This window comes from Rhizobium sp. M10, from assembly GCF_002531955.1.
GTDB lineage: Bacteria > Pseudomonadota > Alphaproteobacteria > Rhizobiales > Rhizobiaceae > Rhizobium > Rhizobium etli_C.
Genome location: NZ_NWTA01000005.1, coordinates 160,207 through 180,276 on the forward strand (window position 1 = coordinate 160,207; position 20,070 = coordinate 180,276).

The 20,070-nt window shown below is 63.3% G+C and carries 17 protein-coding genes; 4 read left to right on the forward strand and 13 right to left on the reverse strand.

Translation table 11 applies throughout. The annotated features are described in order from the left end of the window. Window positions 1–12: 12 nt before the first annotated feature. The 3 genes from CO671_RS10335 (at window position 13) to CO671_RS10345 (ending at window position 2,636) form a co-directional block, all read left to right on the forward strand. Window positions 13–921: a LysR family transcriptional regulator gene (locus CO671_RS10335; protein WP_097605844.1), complete on the forward strand. Its 909-nt coding sequence runs from the start codon at window positions 13–15 to the stop codon at window positions 919–921. A 68-nt stretch (window positions 922–989) separates the two neighbouring features. Further along, window positions 990–1,226, forward strand: a complete 237-nt coding sequence (locus CO671_RS10340) for an Lrp/AsnC ligand binding domain-containing protein (protein WP_010029047.1) — start codon at window positions 990–992, stop codon at window positions 1,224–1,226. Between the two features lie 231 nt (window positions 1,227–1,457). Then, window positions 1,458–2,636: a glycosyltransferase family 4 protein gene (locus CO671_RS10345; RefSeq protein ID WP_097605845.1), complete on the forward strand. Its 1,179-nt coding sequence runs from the start codon at window positions 1,458–1,460 to the stop codon at window positions 2,634–2,636. 22 nt (window positions 2,637–2,658) lie between these two features. On the opposite strand, the gene CO671_RS10350 is transcribed toward CO671_RS10345, so the two are convergent. The 9 genes from CO671_RS10350 to epmA form a co-directional block, all read right to left on the reverse strand. Then, entirely contained in the window at window positions 2,659–5,970 is a 3,312-nt protein-coding gene (locus CO671_RS10350) for an alpha/beta fold hydrolase (protein ID WP_097605846.1), read from the reverse strand. Window positions 5,971–6,060: 90 nt separating this feature from the next. Then, window positions 6,061–7,239, reverse strand: coding sequence for a glycosyltransferase family 4 protein (locus CO671_RS10355; RefSeq protein ID WP_097605847.1), 1,179 nt, complete (start codon window positions 7,237–7,239; stop codon window positions 6,061–6,063). 46 nt (window positions 7,240–7,285) lie between these two features. After that, window positions 7,286–9,766 (reverse strand): glycoside hydrolase family 2 protein, encoded by a 2,481-nt coding sequence (locus tag CO671_RS10360; protein ID WP_097605848.1) that lies wholly within the window; start codon window positions 9,764–9,766, stop codon window positions 7,286–7,288. A gap of 16 nt (window positions 9,767–9,782) precedes the next feature. Further along, the gene (locus CO671_RS10365) at window positions 9,783–10,745 is read right to left on the reverse strand and encodes a DUF1839 family protein (protein ID WP_097605993.1); all 963 of its coding nucleotides are present in this window, start codon (window positions 10,743–10,745) and stop codon (window positions 9,783–9,785) included. An 8-nt stretch (window positions 10,746–10,753) separates the two neighbouring features. Beyond that, window positions 10,754–11,662 (reverse strand): amino acid--[acyl-carrier-protein] ligase, encoded by a 909-nt coding sequence (locus CO671_RS10370; RefSeq protein ID WP_097605849.1) that lies wholly within the window; start codon window positions 11,660–11,662, stop codon window positions 10,754–10,756. A 5-nt stretch (window positions 11,663–11,667) separates the two neighbouring features. Further along, window positions 11,668–12,849, reverse strand: a complete 1,182-nt coding sequence (locus CO671_RS10375) for an acyl-CoA dehydrogenase family protein (protein WP_097605850.1) — start codon at window positions 12,847–12,849, stop codon at window positions 11,668–11,670. Next, window positions 12,849–13,100: an acyl carrier protein gene (locus CO671_RS10380; RefSeq protein WP_010031713.1), complete on the reverse strand. Its 252-nt coding sequence runs from the start codon at window positions 13,098–13,100 to the stop codon at window positions 12,849–12,851. Before CO671_RS10380 ends, CO671_RS10375 begins: the two co-directional genes overlap by 1 nt. A 262-nt stretch (window positions 13,101–13,362) precedes the next feature. Continuing rightward, entirely contained in the window at window positions 13,363–14,415 is a 1,053-nt protein-coding gene (locus CO671_RS10385; protein ID WP_010031712.1) for a lysine-2,3-aminomutase-like protein, read from the reverse strand. Beyond that, the gene (gene epmA, locus CO671_RS10390; RefSeq protein ID WP_097605851.1) at window positions 14,412–15,473 is read right to left on the reverse strand and encodes an EF-P lysine aminoacylase EpmA; all 1,062 of its coding nucleotides are present in this window, start codon (window positions 15,471–15,473) and stop codon (window positions 14,412–14,414) included. The genes CO671_RS10385 and epmA overlap by 4 nt, the downstream gene beginning before the upstream one ends. A 148-nt stretch (window positions 15,474–15,621) precedes the next feature. Between epmA and efp the strand changes: the two genes are divergently transcribed. After that, window positions 15,622–16,191 (forward strand): elongation factor P, encoded by a 570-nt coding sequence (gene efp / locus CO671_RS10395; RefSeq protein WP_010031711.1) that lies wholly within the window; start codon window positions 15,622–15,624, stop codon window positions 16,189–16,191. A 59-nt stretch (window positions 16,192–16,250) separates the two neighbouring features. On the opposite strand, the gene CO671_RS10400 is transcribed toward efp, so the two are convergent. Genes CO671_RS10400 through CO671_RS10415 form a run of 4 tightly spaced genes read right to left on the reverse strand, consistent with a single transcriptional unit; the run spans window position 16,251 to window position 19,949 of the window. Then, entirely contained in the window at window positions 16,251–16,979 is a 729-nt protein-coding gene (locus tag CO671_RS10400; RefSeq protein ID WP_097605852.1) for an SIS domain-containing protein, read from the reverse strand. 17 nt (window positions 16,980–16,996) lie between these two features. Then, window positions 16,997–18,148 (reverse strand): N-acetylglucosamine-6-phosphate deacetylase, encoded by a 1,152-nt coding sequence (gene nagA, locus CO671_RS10405; protein WP_097605853.1) that lies wholly within the window; start codon window positions 18,146–18,148, stop codon window positions 16,997–16,999. After that, window positions 18,148–19,179 carry an SIS domain-containing protein gene (locus tag CO671_RS10410; protein WP_097605854.1) on the reverse strand — a complete coding sequence of 344 codons (1,032 nt, stop codon included), beginning with the start codon at window positions 19,177–19,179 and terminating at the stop codon, window positions 18,148–18,150. The genes nagA and CO671_RS10410 overlap by 1 nt, the downstream gene beginning before the upstream one ends. Next, window positions 19,176–19,949: a GntR family transcriptional regulator gene (locus CO671_RS10415; protein ID WP_097605855.1), complete on the reverse strand. Its 774-nt coding sequence runs from the start codon at window positions 19,947–19,949 to the stop codon at window positions 19,176–19,178. Before CO671_RS10415 ends, CO671_RS10410 begins: the two co-directional genes overlap by 4 nt. Window positions 19,950–20,070: the final 121 nt, after the last annotated feature.

Here is a 20,070-nt window from a genome sequence, read left to right on the forward strand (position 1 = left end):
TTCTGAAACGGAATGATCATGATCGCTTCGAGACGCTTTCTGCCGTCGATTTCACATCTCGCCGCCTTCGAGGCTGTCGCCCGCACCGGCAGCGTCACGGCGGCCGCGCGCGAGCTCGATCTGACGCAAAGCGCCGTCAGCCGCCAGGTGAGCGCGCTGGAGGAGCAGCTTGGCGTCGAGCTGTTCCTGCGCGAACGCCAGACCATGCGGCTGACGCTGGCAGGCGACAGCTACGCCCGCGAAATCCGCGAGGCGCTGCGGCGCATCTCCAGTGCCTCTTTGAACCTGCGCGCCAATCCGCATGGCGGCACGCTCAATCTCGCCATCCTGCCGACCTTCGGCACGCGTTGGCTGGCGCCGCGGCTCGGGCGCTTCCTTGCCGCCAATCCCGGCGTAACCATCAATCTGGTGACCCGGCTTTCGCCCTTCGATTTCCGCCTCGATTCGATCGATGCCGCGATCCATTTCGGTCATCCGCACTGGCCTGGCGCCGAGCTCGCCTTTTTGATGTCGGAGCGCACGGTGCCGGCCTGCAGCCCTGACTTTCTGAAGCAGCACCGGATTTCGGAACCGCAGGATCTGCTCGCCGTTCCGCTTCTGCATCTCACGACGCGGCCGGATGCCTGGGAGCAGTGGTTCGCCGGCAACGGCGTTTCCTTCGAAAGCGTGCACGGCATGCTCTTCGACCAGTTCGCCACCGCCGCGCAGGCGGCGATCGCCGGTCTCGGCGTCGCCCTGCTGCCGACATTCCTGATGCAGGAGGAGCTCAAGCGCGGCGATCTTGTCGCCGCCGTCGATCGGGAGATGGAGAGCCGCGAGCGCTATTATCTCGCCTTTCCGCGCGAACGCGCCGACTATGCGCCGCTTGCCGCCTTTCGCGACTGGATCGTCGCGGAAGCCGCCGCCAATCCGGCTGCGTGAGGAACGGCTTGCATCGGCATGGCGCTTTCGACCATTATATCAGCCAAACAACCTCTGCAGGAAATCCCATGAAGCCGATCTTCGTCCAGCTCCAATGCGCCCCCGGCAAAACCTATGAGGTCGCCGACGCCATCTACCAGACCGAACTGGTTTCGGAGCTCTATTCCACCAGCGGCGATTACGATCTGCTGCTGAAGGTCTACATCGAGGAAGGTCAGGACATCGGCAAGTTCATCAACGACAACCTCGCCAATATTCCCGGCATCGTCCGCTCACTGACGACGTTGACCTTCAAGGCGTTCTAAAAGCAATTCCAGCAAAAGTGTGCAGCGGTTTTGCCAGGCAAAGCGCGAAGCGCTTTTGCCGGGAATTGCGTGAAACAAAAAAGAGCATTCCGTCAGACGCGGTTAACCTTTTTCGCGAAGAATCGCCTTTCCCAACGTCGCTGAAACTGCGGCTTAACGCCTGGGATATCTCATCGTTGCTATAAGAAGGCCGCCTCGACAGGAGGCGGCGTGCGCAGCGATAGGTGGGAAATGGCGATCGTCGAGGCAGACAGGGTGCGCGAGAGGCCGCAGCCGGAAACGGCGCCGCTGATCGTCCATGTCGTGCGCCAGTTTTTGCCCAATCGCGGCGGCCTGGAAGATGTGGTCGCCAATCTTGCCCGCCAGACCGTCCGGCGCGGTTATCGCGTTCGCGTCGTCACACTCGATTCGCTGTTCACCGCACCGAAGGATAAACTGCCGGCGCGCGAGGACATCGACGGCATCGAGGTGGTGCGCATTCCCTGGTCCGGCAGCAGCCGTTATCCGCTGGCGCCCAAGGTTTTCCGCCATCTGGCCGATGCCGATCTCGTGCATGTCCATGCCATCGACTTCTTCTTCGACGCGCTCGCCTGGGGCCGGCTGCTGCATCGCAAGCCGATGATCGTCACCACCCATGGCGGCTTCTTCCACACCCGCAAATACGCCGCGATCAAGAAGATCTGGTTCCGCATGCTGACCCGCGCTTCGGCACTGGCCTATCGGCGCGTCGTCTGCTGCAGCGCCTCCGATCTCAAGCAGTTTTCCGCGATCGCACCCGACAGCCTGCTGATCGAAAACGGCGCCGATATCGGCAAGTTCGCCAATAGCGCGTCGCAGCGGCCAAGGCGCCGCATCGTCACCATCGGCCGCTTCTCGGTGAACAAGCGGCTGGACCATCTGCTCGACGCGATGACCGTACTGCAGAGCCGCGATGCGGATTGGCATCTCGACATCGTCGGGGCCGAATCCGACCTGAACCGGGCCGATGTCGAAGCCGCCATCGAAGGCCGCAACCTTGCCGGCCGCGTCACCCTGCACGTCTCGCCCGACAACGGCGCCATCCGGCGCATCATCACTGACGCCTCGCTGTTTGCCTCCGCCTCGGAGTATGAAGGCTTCGGGCTGGTGGCGCTGGAGGCGATGAGCGCCGGCCTGCTGCCGGTGCTGAATGCCAATGACGCCTTTACAATGCTTGCCGGCCGGCATCCTGTCATCAGGCTAGCCGATTTCACCCATCCGGAGACCGCCGCGACAGTGATCGAGGCGGCCTATGAAACACTCGCGCGCCAACCGGATGTCGTTCGCGCCGAGCTGGTCGACGCCGTGGGCGGCTATTCCTGGGATATTGTCGCCGGACGTTATGTCGATCTTTATCGATCGCTGAACGTCGCCGCTGCCGACCGGGTCTGATCCTGCCAGCCTGAAATTTCCGTCACGCTTTGGCGAGACGGATAATCTCATCGAGCACGAACCTGCGTGATTGCGGCGGCGTCAGATTGTGATCGGCGTCCGGCAGCATCAGCAGCCGCACGTTCGGATAGCGGGAAAGCTTGGCGCCGCGCGGTCCAAAATGGAAATAGACGTGATCGAGGCCAACGTCGCCTTCGCTGTAGATCAGCGTCAACGGCACCTTACGCTTGCCGAACTCAGTGAAGGAATGCCGGACTTCGCGGGCGATGTGGCGCCGGTCGGGAAGCAGCTCGAGCAGCGGCGCGATCCATGGGGACAGACGACGACCGGCAGCGATGACCATGTTCTGCAGCGCAGAGACGACATCCACCTGGCCGCGCAGCAGCCGCTTTAGCGTATCGAGCCGCGCCAGGCGCTGGCCATAATCATCGAGGCTGCGGGGAACGGAGACAACATGTTCCTTACGCACCGGTATCTCAGGATCCCAGTAATAAACGAAGGGATTGATCGACACGACGGCCTTCAGCCGCTCGTCCGCGACGCCGGCGCGGAAGGCGACATAGCCGCCACTGCATCGGCCGGCCACCATCACCGGGCCGGCGGCGATGCCTTCGAGCAGATCGAGCGCGGCGACCGCATCGGCGGTCTGCGTATCGGAATAGAGCACCTGCTCCGGCGCATCGGGTCGCGGCGGGCTGTCGCCGACATTGGCGGAATCAAAGCGCAGCGAAACCACGCCCTGGCGCGCAAGCTCGCGCGCCATATCAACCGTCGTCCGCCCCCAGCCGGCATGCCGGTCATAGGCCGTCGACAGGAAGAGCACGGCACTGCCCTTGATCTCGCCGGGCGGCCGGCTGACGACGCCGACCAGGTGACCATGGCTTCCGAAACGGACCGGCATTTCGACAAACCCATCGCCGGCCAGCGGCGGGTTCTCGATTTCTGCCGGCGAAGGGGCGGCGGATGTCTCCACCGTGGCGCCCTCCAGCCAGGTCGTCAGCAGATCGACGACAGCCATCGGCGTCTTGGCGAAGAGTGGATTGGTGACGAGCTCGTCATAGCCTTCGAAAGCCTTCTGCTCGACATCGGCGCCAAGCGCCTTCAGTGTGTCGGCAAAGCCGGTATCGTCGGCCTTGGCGGGACGTTCGAGGATCAGATAGCGCGACGCCGCCAATCCCTGCGGCGAGGCGATGTTGAGCTTGCCGAGCTCGCCGGCGATCTCCTCGGGCATGACGAGCCCGGCGATCTGAACCTTGGCGGTCTGGACATGCTCCTTGCCAAGGCCGAGATCGGCATCGATGATCTTCGACCACATGGTGAGTTCGCGCAGATAGGCCCGGCCGCTCAGCACCGGCGCCAGCATGACGAGGCTGTCGACGCCGTCGATCGAAGAGCCGATGCGTTGGGCAAGCGTTGCGCCGAGGCCCTGGCCGATGAGGACGATACGGTCGCAGCCGGCGAGCGACTTCAGCTTGGCGGCCGCCGCGCGGATCGAATTTTCCCAGGTTTCCAGCCTTGCCGGCAGCGCGTCGAAATCCAGCGCATCGCCGGCGCCACGATAGTCGAAGCGTAGGCTCGGCACACCGATATCCGAAAAATGTTCGGCCGCAACGCGAAAAAACTTGCGGCTGCACATCTCCTCGAAACCCCAGGGGCTGACGAAGAGCACGGCGGCCGACCGCTTCTTCACCCCTGCACTCTCAGGCATGAACAGGCCGATCGTACCGTCGAAGACGACAGGCAGGGCAGCGCTGCGTCCAGCCCCCTCGGCCGGTTCGAGCGAGAACTCTCCGGGAGCGACCTTGGCGCGATCGGGATCGCCGGGAAGCGCCGGCGCAACGAAATTGATTGCGTGCCCGACCGGCTTGCGCAGCACGGACGGCATCTTGTCGAGAATGGAACGCATGACGTCAACATCTTCGGTCGGTACGGCGCGCAGTACCCGCAGCGCTGCGAAATAGCAGAACGTGCCGGCGATGATCGCGCCGACCAGTCCGGCCGGACCATGGACAAATTCCAGCACGGAAATGGCTCCGCAAGCGCACAGCACGGCAGCCAGCGTCACCTTCGTCAGGCTCGTGTAGAGGCCTGAAAGCTGAGATCCGAATCCTGTCTGTCTGATCATCATCACCGACATCGCAACGAAGACGAGAATGCGCACGAGTGCGGCACCCTCGGCGGCGAGCCTAGGTATAATCAGTAAACAACCGACTACCATCAGAAGGCCACCTATCACACTGATGTTCAGGCGGGAGCGGGCCCTGTCCATCGACAGGAGGTAGAGGCTGAGGATCTGCATGAAGGTATAGGCGGGCGCCACCAGCGCCAGCAGCGCCACCACCGTACCGCTGCGGCGGAACGCTTCGCCGAACACCACGAGCACCAGTTCGCTTGAGATCGCCGCAAGCCCGAGGCTCATCGGCAATACGATATAGGCCATGCTGCGGGTGACGGCGGCGAAGACTTCGACCGGCAAGGTCGAATCGTCGCTGTTATGCCGCCGCTCGGAATAATAGGGCAGCAGGCTGCCGGTCATCTGGATCGGCAGCTGCAGCGCGATATTGGCGATCGACAGGCCGACGGCGTAGTAACCGACCATCTCCACCGACCAGAACTGCTGCAGGAAGAGCAGCTCGAGCCGGTTGAGGAAGATGGAATCGATGATGAACTGGATCGACAGGATGACGGAGGACGAGGCGAGGTATTTCAGCGACACGCCGCACCAGTCCCGCCGCGTAAGAAGGATCGGCAGCGTGGCGAAGAACAAGACAAGCTGGCCGAGCGCGTAACCGATAAGAACGCCCTGGACGCCATAGAGGACGGCGCCGCCAGCGACGCCGGCAAGCTGCACGATCGAGACGACGACGGTCAGCCGGAAGAAGGCGCCGAGTTTCTTCTCTCCGATCAGGTAGAATTTGACGAAGGATCCGATCGCCTGGACGAAGAACAGCCCGCCGGTGACCAGAGCGACGGACGGCGTGGTCTCGGCCCAGTGCATCTCCTCGGAGGTCAGGAAAAACAGCGCGTAGAGGGCGAGCAGCACGACGGTCGAAAACATCATGAAGCTGACGAGGATGGCGGCAAACCCCCGCCGGCGGCGTGCATCGTAACCTTCGGCCGAAAGCTGCGGCAGCGTCTTCAGGAGCGTGATGCTGGAGCCGAGCTCGGCGATCGAGGCGCCGGTCACCACCAGCCAGAGCGAAAAGGCGACGATGCCGTTGGCTTCCGGCCCCAACAGCCGCGCGGTGATGATCGAGGAAACGAATCCCGTCAGCAACAGCAGCATGCCCGCCGCCGCATTCACCACCGAATTTGCGATAATACCCTTCGACATCCGTCCATCCGTCAGGATCGGCCCACTAGGCCGGACACTCGCCATCTCTAATGCGAAAATGTTAAAATAAAGCGGGGTGACGACCTCAGCTTAGCTCGCCTGCATCGCCGCCAGCCGCCGAAGCGCCTTCTCGTAGCTATTCTCAGCGAGATAGCGCAGCAGGAACGCCCGGGCCTTCTCCGCCTTGTCCAGCGCAAGCTCGGGCGCGCGGAAGATGTCCCTGAGGTGCTCGGCCGCAGCTTGCGGAGAGGGATCGGCCCAGACCGCGCCCGCGAGCCCGGCAAATTCCGGATGAGTATCGACCACGGGAATGAGGGGAGAGCCGACCAGCCATGTATTGTCCGGATCGCAGAAATCCGCCGTGCCCGACCAAGCGGTGGAGATAACGGGGGTACGCTGCATGATCGCCTCGGCGACCGTCAGCCCGAAACCCTCGGACCGATGCAGCGAAAGATAGGCGTCCGAACAGCGGATGAGACCGTTGATATCGGCGTTCGACAGCCTGTCGGTGACGATCCTGATGCGGCTTTCGCCCTTCACCGAAGCAATCAGCTCGCGCAGGCCTTCATCCTTGTTCACATCGCCGCTGGCCTTCATCAGCAGGACAGCGCCTGGGGCTTCGGCGGCAAAGATCCTGAAGGCCTCGACGACGGCCTGCGGGTTCTTCCGGTTGATCGAGGAGCCGGCGCTGAAGATAAAGCTGACGAGAAAGGCATCCTTCTCGATGCCGAATCTCTCCCGCATGCCGTCGGTTGCCGCCGCCTCGGTGACCGGATGCGGGACGACGATGACCGGCGCCTTGGTCAGCGGTGCGATCGCCCGCCGGGTGAATTCCGACGGCACGAAGACGGCGTTCATATAATGCATCGCATTGCGCCATTCCGCCGGCACGACTTCGAGTTCCCAGGCGAAATAGCCGATGTTGAAGGCGCGGGTGAAATTCGCGACGCCCTTCTTCAGGATGGCGCGCGGCAGCATCGGCGGATTGAGATGCCAGATACGGCTTCCCGGCGGTTCGGTGGAGAGACGCGACGGCGTCCAGCCGGCGAAGGAATTCTCGTCGGGATGGGTGCTGACGTCGGAGAGCGAAATCGCCCGCCCGACCTCCGACAGAGCCCCGGCGCAGAGCCTTGCCGATTCGCCGACGCCGACGGCCATCGAGAGATAGCCGACGATTTCCACCGGCCTGCGCGGATTGAAGGCCAGACGCGACCGCGGAATCAGCCGCTGCAGGACATGGGCGCGCAGAAAGCGGTATATCGTTCTCAAATCACGGGTCTTTCTCAATGCGTCGGCATTATTTTTGGCGGAAGCATCAGCCCTGGAGCATGACGCGATGTGAACTGCCCAGACTTCTGATCTCGCCCGCAGGTGGAAGATCGCCTTCCGTGCCGGAGAGTGCGTGAAGCTTCACGCGCCGCATCGCGCCGGGGGCCAGATGGAACCAATCGTCGTCGGCCCGATAGCCTTCGACGTCGATATGCACCGATTGCGCCAGCCGGTCGGTCCTGAGATCGACGAACCAATCGTCGCCGGCCTTGCCGAGCGATGCCTCAATGCCCGCATCGTGAAGCGCTTTGCCGCGTCCCAAGGGGAAGTGGAAGCTTTCGGCGAGAACGGCGCCGTCGGCGAGCGAGCGCAGTCGCGCCACGCCCACATCATGCGCCGGTGGGCCGAAGCGGAAGGCATAGGTCGTATCGAAGAAGGCGCCGAACAGCGCGGTGGACGCAAAACGTTCCGCGCTCCTTGCCGCCAGCGTGAAGCCGGTATTGCCGCTGACGACCTGCTGCTTGCCGTCGCGCAGGCAGAAGACTTCGAGCTCCACGTCGAGTGCGGCGTCCGTCTCGTTGACGACATGCACATCGAGGCCGTTGGTTCCCTCATCGGTAAAGACAGTCTGAACCGGCCGGAAGGCACGGCGCATCGCATACCAGACCGGCTTGGGCTCGCCGGTTGAATCGATCACGCCCCAGCCGGGGCCGGGCAACAGGTCCTGCAGCGTCCAGACGAGCGCGCCGCTGCAGCCGGAGCCCTTGCGCCGCCATTCGGCAAAGGTTTCCTCGATCACCTCGCCGGTGACGGCGCGGGAGAGATCGAGATAATGTTCCGGATCTTCGCGGCGCAGCCGGGCCGGATCGCAGCCGTAAAGCAGCTGCAGATAGAAGTCGCGAACGTCCTCGAAATCCCACGATGCGCTGCGGTCGCGCGGCACGCGCGCCTTCCAGAGCGGGCTGTGGACGGCCGGCACGTCGAGATGACGATGCAGCGTCCTTTGCTGCGGCACATGCGCGAAGGCGAGGCTTTCGGAGGCAAACCGCACCTCGGCGCGGCGGGCGTCGGCAATCGGCCGCATATAGGCGCCGACGCCGTAATAATGCGCGATACCGGCGTTCGGCGAAAAAGGCATTGCGCCGCCATAGGGAGAATTCGGGACATAGGGAACGTCGGGACGCATGCGCGCGATGACGGCCGGGATGATCTCATCGGTGATCGGCCCACTCCAGAATTCCATCGGCAGGCCGAGCATCGCCGCCTGCTGGTGGATCTCGCTGCCGCCGCAAAGCACCGCGAGCGAAGGCGAGGCCTGGACGCCGTGCAGGAATTCCTCGACCTCGGCATGCACGTGACCGAGAAAAGTCTTGTCGTTGCGCGGATAGTCAAAATTGGCGAACATGAAGTCCTGCCATACGAGCAGGCCGAGCTCGTCGCAGAGCGCAAAGAAATCCGGCGTCTCATAGGTCATGGTGCCGCCGATGCGGATCATGTTCATGCCGGCGTCAGTGGCAAGACGCAGGAACGGCTCGTAGTCCGCCCGTCCGCCTGGCAAGCGGGCGATATCCGCCGTCGTCCACACCGCGCCGCGGCAAAAGACGCGCTCGCCATTGACGAGAAGCGCGAAGTCATCGCCGTCATCGCCGCGCTCGACCTCGATACGCCGGAAGCCGGTGCTGCCGAGCAAGTACTCGGCGCCATCGGAAACCAGCGTCAGTTCGTAGAGACGTGGAGCGCCATGGGTGTGCGGCCACCAGGGCTCGATGTCGGCCAGCTTGAGGATAGCCGAATAATGATTGTCGCCGACTTTCTCGAACGGCTGTTCCATGCCGCCGCAGCGCAGCAGCATCGACGGGTTGTCGGCATTGTTGTGCAGGGAAACGCTCAGCCGGCCGACGCCGCTCTCGTCCAGGACGGCGCGGATGGAGACATTGTCGATCGAGACGGGATTGCGCCGCAGCAGCGAAATCGGTCGCCACGGGCCGACCGCGTGAATATCGGGGCACCAGCCCGGCATATGGCCGAGCAGCGTCGTGCGGAAATTTCTCAGGCCTACCGGCGTGATCATCTGCGGCCGCCAGCGCGCGCGCGGGCCGGGCTCCGACAGCCGCGGGCCGAGCGCCCGGAAGCAGAGCGCCAGTTCGTCGCCGCCCGTAAGCGTCACGGGAATCTCGTGCGCCGTGAACATGCTTTCGGAAAAGAGGATTTCCTGGCCGTTGAGAAAGACATGGCACAGCGTCGCGAGCCCCGCGAAACGCAGGATCGCATCGCCGGGCTCGGCATCGAAGAGCCGGCAGAGATACCAGGCGTCTTTCGCGTTCAGCGGTTCCGGATTTTCCCGGTCGAAGAGCCCGGCTTTTTCGAGTGCGGCGGCGACGGTGCCGGGTACGGGTGCGGGAATGAACTGCGCGGAGAGCGGAATGTCGTGCGGCACCGCACAGGCATCCGGTTCCGTCAGGACCAGGTTCCAGCCTTCGGAAAGCACGCTTTCCTCGGCTCCGATGCTTGCCAAACGCCCCCGCATGGTCTGATCTCCGGCCTCAGATTCGCTCTGCAAGCGATGCCATCATCAAATCCCACGCATCGGCGGCCGGATCAAGAGCTGCCTGCAGCGGCTCGAACTTCCTGCGGGCGACGGCGCGGGCAAGCTGGAACTGCACGGATTTCGCCGCGTCCGAAATGCGCCGCGCATGCTCGGCGGCGGTTGCGAATTCATCCGCGGAGAGCCACGCCAGGTGATCGGCCGCCAGCTCGAAATTGGCGCCGACCTGACGAAGCGTATTGAAGGCATATTTGTGAAAGAAGCCGAACGGCCGCTCAGCCACCGCTTCCACCTGTTGCGGAAAGATGGCGGCGAAGGCGCGGATCGGATTTTCTCTGGGCCGCCTGTTGAAATGAACCCCGGCAAGCCGCCGCGCGGTTGCGCGCTGATGCGCTTCGTCGGCGGGCTTTTCCGGGAAACGTGCAAATTCCGTGTAAGGCAGGAACGGCGGGTCGTTCTCCGTCAGCTGCAGCTGGAACAGCCCGTCGAAATCCTCGCCCTCGAGGCGGAAATAGCCGGCATTGTGGAAATAGTCGACACGCTTTGCCGCAACGTCCAGCCGGTTGATCGCAACCGTCGTCTTGCCGTGTTCCTGCCGGTAGGCGGTGCCGCGCGTATCCGGCATATAGAACGAATCCATCTCGATCAGGCAGAGGCGGCCCCGCGCGATCTGCACGTCGACATGCCGCTCGACCCGGTCATAGATGGCAAGCTCGGTCGCGCGGATGCCGTAAAGTGTCTCGAGATCCTCGAGCGGCACCTTGAAGAAGGTGAATTGGTCGCCTTCGAAATCCTGCGCCAGGGTGAAACCCAGCATCGCCTCGGGTACCGCCCCCGACGTCGCCAGCACTTCGATCCAGAGATCGACGTAACAGTTGGTTTCCGGCCAGGCGCGCTCGCTGGAATGCAGCGCGTGCTGACGGTAGCTTTCCGGGCTGATCCCCGGGAATACCGATGTCATCGAGTAGCTCAGCCCCACAGCGCTTTCCACACATTGGCCGGCCATTGCTTCACGTCGAGCCCGTGATGGTGGAACAATGCCAACGCGATGCGCTCGAGCCCGAAGCCGACACAGGCCGTGTGCGCAACGCTGCCGTCCTCGAGGTTGAGGCCCCATTTCGCGCCGAAGGCGTCCTGATGATAGTTGAAGCTCATGCAGGCGGTCGGATTGGCGGTCGAGGTGATCGGGATCAGCAGTTCGAACTTCAGATTCTGGTCGCGCTGATTGTTGGCGAGCATCTTGCCGGCGCGGCCGAAGAACGGATCGTTGGCAATATCGATCGTCACCTCGAGGCCGACGGCCTTCATCATCTCGATGCCGCGATCCATCCAGCGCTGGCGGAAATCGGTGACGTGCTCTTCGGTGCCCATGCAGACATATTCGCGCATGCGGAACAGCTGCTGGCGGGCCGGGTCTTTCGACGGCTCGTGGCGGAAGCAATAGGATTGCAGGTCGAAGAGGCCGCCGGTCTTCGGCAGATTGCCGCGTTTGGCGACCGTCGGATAGAGCGGATAGCAGGCCGCCGGCGTCAGCACGATGTCGGTCGCCTCTTGCCCCTTGGTCCAGTCCTCGCCGACTTCCATGCATTGCAGCAGGCTGACATGGTCGAGTTCGCTGCCGCAGAAGCTGTGCACCGTGCCGGCCAGCTGCGGGAAGCTCTTCATGTAGCCGCTCTTTTCGAAGAAGGCGCGGTTCATGCCCGGAGGAAAGCGCATGGCCTCCGCACCGTCGCCGCCGCCGACCTTGTCGATGAGGCGCTCGAAGGCAGCGATCACCTCTTCGAACTGGCCGCTGCGGCCATAGAGTCCATCGATGCCCGTGTCGATCAGCAGGCCGGCTTCGAAAAGCCGGTCGAGAAACGAGGTCTGCATATCCATGACTGTTACCCCAGTAGGCTAGTGTCCTGCTTGTGGACAAGAAGCATGCTCGACGTATTGCCGAGGATGCGGTCGTTCGAGATCATGAGTTGTGCGGAATGCGCGTCGCGCAGATGGCGTCCGAGGCTGAAGGGCGTGCCGTTCTTGTAGCCCATGATACCGCAGATCAGCATGGCATGGTTGACGATCTCCAGGATCGTCTCGGACGAGGCGATCTTGACGTTGTTCATCGCCACGGCGAAGCCCATCGACGACAGTCTGTCGGGATCGGCTTTGGCATGTTCATAGGCCTTCAGGCCGGCCACCACGTTGGATTTCACCATCTGCAGCAGGTTCGAGACCTCGGCGAGGCGCAGGGCGCCGGGCGGCTGGGCATCGGGGGCCTTGCGGGCGGCGGCGCGCACGAAGGCCTGCGCGCGAGCAACGGCGTCGACCGCAATCCCGTACCAGACGCCGCTCCACAACAGGTGCGAGGAAGCGAGCATGGATTGCGCCGCGATCTCGGCGAAAGGCTTCGGCAGGATCTGATGCGCCGGCGCTTGCCCTTTGAACAGGAAGCCGTCGGAGCAGGTGCCGCGCATGCCGAGCGTATTCCAGACATGCGTCTTTTCGAGCGTGTACTGGTCCTTGAGGAAGGCCGTCAGCACCTGATCGGAGGAGGCGGCCTGGGCGTGGGCGCGCGAGGTGATGAGAATGGCGTCGGCATGCGAGCCGTAGGAAATGACGGTCGCATCCTTTTCGAGGCGGCAGATATCGCCATCGACTTCGACCGCGCAAATACTGTTGCGCAGGTTTCCGCCGATCCCGCCCTCGGTGGTGGCGGAGGCGATCAGCAGCTGCTCGGCAGCAATGCGGCGCATGAAATGGCAATGCCATTGGCTGTCGGCGCCGTGTTCGACAAGGCTCGACAGCTTGATGTGGTGCATGGCGAAGACCATGGCGCTCGCCGCGCAAGCCTGGCCGAGCATCGAGCACAATTCGGCGATCTCGGTGATCGAGGCCGATTCACCGCCGAGATGGTGCGGCACCTGAATGCCGAGCAGCCTCTCGGCCTTCATGGCATCCACGGCCTCCCGTGGGAAACGGCCCTCGGCGTCAACGGCATCGGCATGTTTGGCCGCGATTTCGGCGACGCGAGCCACCCTTGCGACAAGACCGTCCTGCATGATCTTGACGGGGAAATTCATCAGGCGACCTTCCGGCCGTCCCGGATGAGATCGACGGTTTTGGCGATCGCCGAGATGCTCGCGAAGGATTTGCGGTTCAGGAGATTGTCGGGAAATTCGATGTCGAACGCCTCTTCAATGCCGAGCATCAGCTGCACCGAAGCGAAGGACGTCAGACCTGCTGCATAAAGATCGGCATCGTCGGCGATCTGGTCGATCGACGTCGGAAGCTTGCCAAATTTGGCTACGAGGTCGCGGATTGTCGTATTCATCCCATCACTCCAAGATTCTCATGATCCCGAACCGGCGTTCATCGCCTTGTCATGAGCGTTCTTTTAGTGCGGAAAACAGAACATTCCGCTAATTTGTTGGGTTAAATATGATTAGCACTCACAGTTAGGATTTTAGCGATCGGCTTGGCTGGAGTAAAAATAACAATTCTACATCAATAGTTTAATAGAGTTTCGACAACGAAGCTTGCGGCGCTCGTCGACGCGACGAGTACAGAAATGACACGCAAAGCGCCATTTTGCGTCAACCGGCGGGGGGATAGAAATGCTCGCCGCCGCGATAGTCCGAGACGGAATAACATCCGTCACCTGTTGCCCTGATCACGCTTTCGCTGATGACGGCCTTGCCGTGGCCGCCTGGGATATCGAGGATATAGGCCGGCTGGCAAAGCCCGGAAATCCGTCCGCGCAGCGCCGCGACGATCCGCTGCCCCTCGTCGATCGTCAATCTGAAATGGCCGGTGCCGGGCGCGAGATCCGGATGGTGCAGGTAATAGGGTTTGACGCGGATCTCGACGAAGGCCTTCATCAGTTCGGCAAGCACGTCGGGATCGTCATTGACGCCCTTCAGCAGTACCGACTGGCTGACCATGGCGATGCCGGCGTCGACCAGGCGGGCGCAAGCCGCGCGCGCTTCGCTTGTCAGCTCGCTGGGATGGTTGGCATGCAGCGCCACATAGACCGTCTTGCCGCTCGCCTTCAGGGCATCGATCAGCGCCGCGTCGATCTTTTCGGGATCGACCACGGGAATGCGGGTGTGGAAGCGCACGATCTTGACATGCGCGATTGCCGCCAGCGCCTCCATGATGTCGCGGAGCCGGCGCGCGGAAAGCACCAGCGGATCGCCGCCGGTGAGGATCACCTCCCAGATCTCCTGGTGGCCGGCTATGTAATCGAAGGCTTTCTGCATCGCCGCCGCATCGAGCGTGCCGAGACCCTGCGGTCCGACCATTTCGCGTCGGAAGCAGAAGCGGCAATAGACCGGGCAGATATGCACGGCTTTGAGCAGTACGCGATCGGGATAGCGGTGGACGATGCCTTCGACGGGGCTATGGGTATGGTCGCCGATCGGATCGGCGCGTTCCTCGGGCGCGACCGTCAGTTCGGCGGCGTCGGGCACGAATTGCCGTGCGATCGGATCATCGGGATCGGCGCGGTCGATCAGCCTCGTGACGGCAGGCGTCAGCGCGATCGCGTAACGCGCGGCCACTTCGTCGAGCATTGCACGATCGCCGAGCGTGGCCAGACCTGCCTGCAGAAGATCATCGACGCTCTTGAGCGGCTTGACGGCGTTCATCGCCCATACTCCGCGACCGGTGCCCAGAGCACCTGATCGATGCGCGAAGCGCCCGTCGCCAGCATGACAAGCCGGTCGAAACCGAGCGCAATGCCGCTTGCCTCGGGCATCGACGACAGTGCCGCCAGGAAATCCTCGTCGATCGGATAGGTCTCACCATAGACCCGCATCTTCTCGGCCATCTCGATCTCGAACCGCCGCTTTTGTTCGGCGGCGTTGGTGAGCTCGCCGAAGCCGTTGGCGAGCTCGACGCCGCAGGCATAGAGCTCGAAACGCTCGGCAACACGCGGATCGCGGGCTGATGGGCGGGCAAGGGCCGCCTCCGAGACCGGATATTCGTCGAGGATGGTGATGCGGCCGAAGCCGAGATGCGGCTCGATTTTCTCGACCAGCACCCGGCTGAAGAGATCGGCCCAGCCGTCGTCTTCGGCCACACGCATGCCGACGCGCCGGACTTCGGCCGCCAGATGCTCACGATCGGTCGAACCGCCGGCGGCGACGGAGGCGAGAAGATCGATGCCGGCGTGGCGCTCGAACGCTTCGGCGACGCTCACCCGCTCCGGCCCTGCAAAGGGATCGCTCTCACGGCCGCGATAGCCAAGCCTGTCAGTCTTCGCCGTCTCGGCCGCAAGCGCCAGAATGCGCACGCAATCCATCATCAGGCTCTCATAGCTTTCGCCGGTCCGATACCATTCGAGCATGGTGAATTCCGGGTGATGCAGCGGCCCGCGCTCGCGATTGCGGTAGACATGGGCAAAACAGGAGATGCGCTGCTCGCCGGCAGCAAGCAGCTTCTTGCAAGCGAATTCCGGCGAAGTGTGCAGATAAAACGGCGCCCTCTGCCCGTCCGTCGTCACCGCTTCCGTCGCGAAGGCATGCAGGTGCGCCTCGTTGCCCGGCGATATCTGCAGCACCGCGGTATCCACCTCGATGAAGTCCTCGCGCGCGAAAAACCCGCGCAACGTGGCCTGGATCGCATTGCGCCCGATGAGGAACGGGCGGCGATCGGCATGCACGGACGGGGTCCACCAGGGGGACGCTTTGGCCGCAGAGTTCATTCCAAGCTTTCTTCGCCGGAGAAGCCGGTATGGGGGTGGCTATTTCCCGGATTTTAGGTTAGTTGCGCCCCCAAAGAAAAATATTTGCGTCTTCAGGGCGTTTCGACAGTCCTCTACGACGCCGAAAGCCGAGTTACAAGGAAGTCTTATGGTCAAGGTCATCGCCTCTTCGGTCCGCAAGGGCAACGTTCTCGATGTCGACGGCAAGCTTTACGTCGTTCTCACCGCCCAGAACTTTCATCCGGGCAAGGGCACGCCGGTCACCCAGGTCGACATGCGCCGCATCGTTGACGGCGTGAAGGTTTCCGAGCGCTGGCGCACCACCGAACAGGTCGAGCGCGCCTTCGTCGAAGACGTCTCCTTCCAGTATCTCTATGAAGACGGCGAAGGTTTCCACTTCATGAACCCGGCGACCTACGACCAGGTCGTGGTCGACGTCGAAACCATGGGCGACCAGAAGGCCTTCCTTCAGGAAGGCATGTCCTGCATCCTGTCGATCCATGAAGGCATTCCGCTGGCGCTCGAATTGCCGCGCCACGTCACGCTCGAAATCACCGAGACCGAGCCGGTCGTCAAGGGCCAGACGGCGTCGTCCTCCTACAAGCCGGCAATGCTGTCGAACGGCGTGCGCACCATGGTGCCGCCGCATATCAATGCCGGCACCCGCGTCGTCATCGCGACCGAAGACAATTCCTACGTCGAGCGCGCCAAGGACTGATCCTGGTTGCATCTCGCGCAAAAGGCCGGCTCAGACCGGCCTTTTTTGTATCCGCGATATCAGAGATGCGGATTGCGCGGCCTGTACTTCTTCACCAGCTTCTGATTGATCTCGGCCGCCCCCGGCATGTTGGCGCTGAGATAGACCGGCGCATCGCCGGATTTGGAAAGTTCCGAGGCGACTTCGGCAAAGATCGCATTGATGACTGTGACCCCGACCGCCGTCGAGACCGGCCCGACCCGAAGTCCTGTGCCTGCAAGGTCGAGAACGGCATCACCCGGCGGCAGCCCGTTGTCGAGCACGATATCGGCGACTTCGGCGAGCCGCCGGCGGCCATTGGCGATCGCTGCGGAATAGGCGATCGAGGTGATGGCGATCACCTTGGCGCCGATTTCATGCGCATAGTCGGCGGCTTCGATCGGCGCGGCGTTCACGCCGGAATTCGAGGCAATGATAATGACGTCGCCCGGCTGCATGCCGTAACGCTCCAGCATCGGCCGCACCAGGCCCTGGGTGCGTTCATAGACCGAGCTGATGACCGCTCCCTCGTGCAGCATGGCCGACCCGACAAGCACCGGCACCGTGAAGGCGAGCCCGCCGGCGCGGTAGTGCACCTCCTCCGCCAGCATGTGCGAATGGCCGGTGCCGAAGACATAGACGCGCTTGTCGCCGCGGGCGGCATCGAGGATCACCGACGCTGCCTGCGCCATCGGCTCGGCAAGTACCTGCTTCAGCGTCTCCAGCCGGCCGATCAGATTGGAGAAATAGGCATCGGTGATATCAGTCATGCCAGGTCTCCTTGATGTCAGGCCGCTTCGCCGGCAAGCCAGGTGGCGGTAACAGAGAGCGCATCGGTGAGATGGACGAGATCGGCGCGCGCGCCCGGCGAGAGATGGCCGCGATCGGCAAGCCTGAGGAAACGGGCGGGATAGAGGGTCGCCATGCGCAGAGCCTCGGCGAGCGTCAGGTCGAGATAAGTGACGCCGTAACGGATCGTCGAGATCATGTCGACGTCGGAACCGGCCAGCGTGCCGTCGGAGAGCACCAGCTTCGAGCAGAAGCCGCCCCTTTCGCGCCGGACGATGCGACCGTTCAGCGTGAACGAATCCTCTTTTGATCCGACGAGCGACATTGCGTCGGTGACGAAGAACAGTTTGCCTTCGCCCCGCTTGGCGCGCAGCGCCGTGCGCAAGGCCTTCGGATCGACGTGATGACCGTCGGCAATGATGCCGCACCAGGTGGAGGGATGATCGATCGCGGCGCCGACGAGGCCGGGAGCGCGATGTCCCAGCTGGCTCATGGCGTTGAAGAGATGCGTGACGCCGCGCGCCCCGGCATCGAAACGTTCCTCCGCCGCCTCGCTCGAACAATCGGAATGGCCGATGCTGACGGTGACGCCGGCTTCGGCAAGTTCGCTTACCTGGGCAACCGTCACCTGTTCGGCGGCAATAGTGACGAGCAGCGTGCCGATCGCCTCACGCGCACGGATGAAGGCCTTGACGTCGCGGTCCTCGACCGGCCGCATCAATTCGGCCAGATGTGCGCCTTTGCGCGCCGGCGCCAGATGCGGGCCTTCGAGATGCAGGCCGGCGACGCCGCGGTTCCCTTTGACAGCCTCGATCGCGGCCTCGATCGCGGCAATGGAGGCCTCTGCCGTATCCGTGATCAGCGTCGGCAGCAGCGACGTCGTGCCATAGGGCCGATGCCCCTGTGCGATGATCTCCATCGAGGCGATTGATGGTTCGTCGTTCAGCATCCGCCCGCCGCCGCCGTTGACCTGCGCATCGATGAAGCCGGCCGAAAGCACGCCGCCGGCAAGCGTCACCGTCTCGCCGTCCGGCAGATCGTTTGTCGCAACGATCGCTTCGACCCGGCCGTCGGCGACGATCAGCGCCTTGTCGTCATGAAAGCGCTCGCCGTCGAAAATACGGGCGCCGATGAAGATCTTGCGGGCCATCAGACCGTCTCCGTCACCTTGAGCAGGTTTGCCGGCTTGTCCGGATCGAAGCCCTTGCGGCGCGTCACCGACTCGATCAGCCGGTAATAGACGAGCAGCGACACCAGCGGATCGACGAGACCGTTGCCCGTCGTCGGCACCCGCAGATTGAGGCCGGAGAGCGGCTGCGTGGAGAAGCCGACAGTGGTGGCGCCGAGTTTCTGCAGCCGCTCCAGCGCCTGGCCGTTATTGGCGAAGGCCGCGTCGTCGGGCGCAAAGGCGACAATCGGAAAGCCCGGCTGCACCAGGCGCATCGGACCGTGCATCAGTTCCGCCAGCGAAAAGGCCTCCGCATGCAGGCCGGCGGTTTCCTTGGCCTTCAATGCCGCTTCAAGTGCGATCGCGAAAGCCGGGCCGCGGCCGCCCGTATAGAGCGAGGTCGCGTGGAAGAGCACGTCTTCGGCTGCCGCCGTATCGATCCCGGCGGTTGCCGAAAGCGCCTCCGGCAGCTTGGCGAGCGCTGTCTGCAGGTCGAACCCGCCGCCGATCGCAGCCGTGACGCCGGCAAGAGCGGCAACGGAAGCGATGAAGGACTTCGTTGCCGCAACGCTCTTTTCGGCGCCGGCATTCAGGCCGAGAACGATATCGGCCTGTTTTGCCAGCGGGCTGTCGGTGACGTTGACGACGGCGATCGTCGTCGCCCCGCCCTTCTTGGCCGCCTCCTGCAGCGCCACGATATCGGGGCTGGCACCCGACTGCGAGACAGTGAAATGCACGCCGCCCTTCAGATGGAGTGCGGCGCCGTAGACGGAAGCGATCGACGGGCCGACGGACGCGACGGGAACGCCGCAGGTGATCTCGAAGAGATATTTGAAGAAGGTGGCGGCGTGATCCGAAGAGCCGCGCGCCGCCGTCGTCACGACGCTCGGGCGGGCGGACGAAAACAGCCGGGCGATCTCGGCAAAGACCGGCTTTTCCTTTTCGAGAAGTGTGGCCACCACCTCCGGCGACTGGCCGGCTTCCTGCAGCATCAGCGACTGATTCTCACTCATAGGTCATCTCCGATTCTCAATTCGGCAACGAAATCATAGGCATCGCCGCGATAGTGCGAGCGGGTGTATTCAACGACGCGCTGGTCTTCCAGGCGCGAGACGCGTTCGATCAGAAGCGCCGGCGCGCCTGATTTGACGTTCAGGATGGCGGCCGAGGACGGGTCGAGGGTGACCGCGGTCAGCCGCTGCAGCGCCCGCACCGGCCTGTGGCCGTTGGCCGCCAGCGCATCGTAAAGCGATCCTTCGCCGCCGGCATCGTCGCCCAGGAACTTGATCGGCACCACGGCGCGCTCAATCGCCAGCGGCAGGCCGTCGGCAAGACGCAAGCGGTCGAGCCGCAGAACCGGCTCGTCGCCACCGAGGCCGAGCAGGAAGGATTCCTCCGGCGACGGCCTGTTGACCGACCGCGACAAGATCCGTGCGGCCGGCAGCCGCCCGCGCGAGCGCATGTCGGCGGAGAAGGAGGAAAGCCGCCAGAGCGACTGTTCCATGCGCTCCACTCTGCTTGATACGAAAGTACCGCTTCCATGGCGCGATTCCAGTACGCCCGACGCCATCAGGTCGCGATAGGCGGTGCGCACGGTGACGCGGCCGAGCTTCAAGGCCTCGGCAAGGTCGCGCTCGCCCGGCAGCGCTGTGCCGGGCTTCAGCAGGCCTTCCTGCACAAGGCCGGTCAGGGCCTGCGCCAGCCGCTTGTAGAGCGGCCCGGTCAGGCCCGCGTCACGCAGACCGCGGCTGTTCAGTTCCGCTATCAGACTGGTTCTATCCATGGGCAGGCAATAGAACCTATTTAGAACCAATCGGCAAGACGCAATCGGATGCCCATAGAAAAAACCCTCCCCGGCGAGTGTCCGGAGAGGGTTCATAGCGCTCAAATTTGACAGGCGTTCG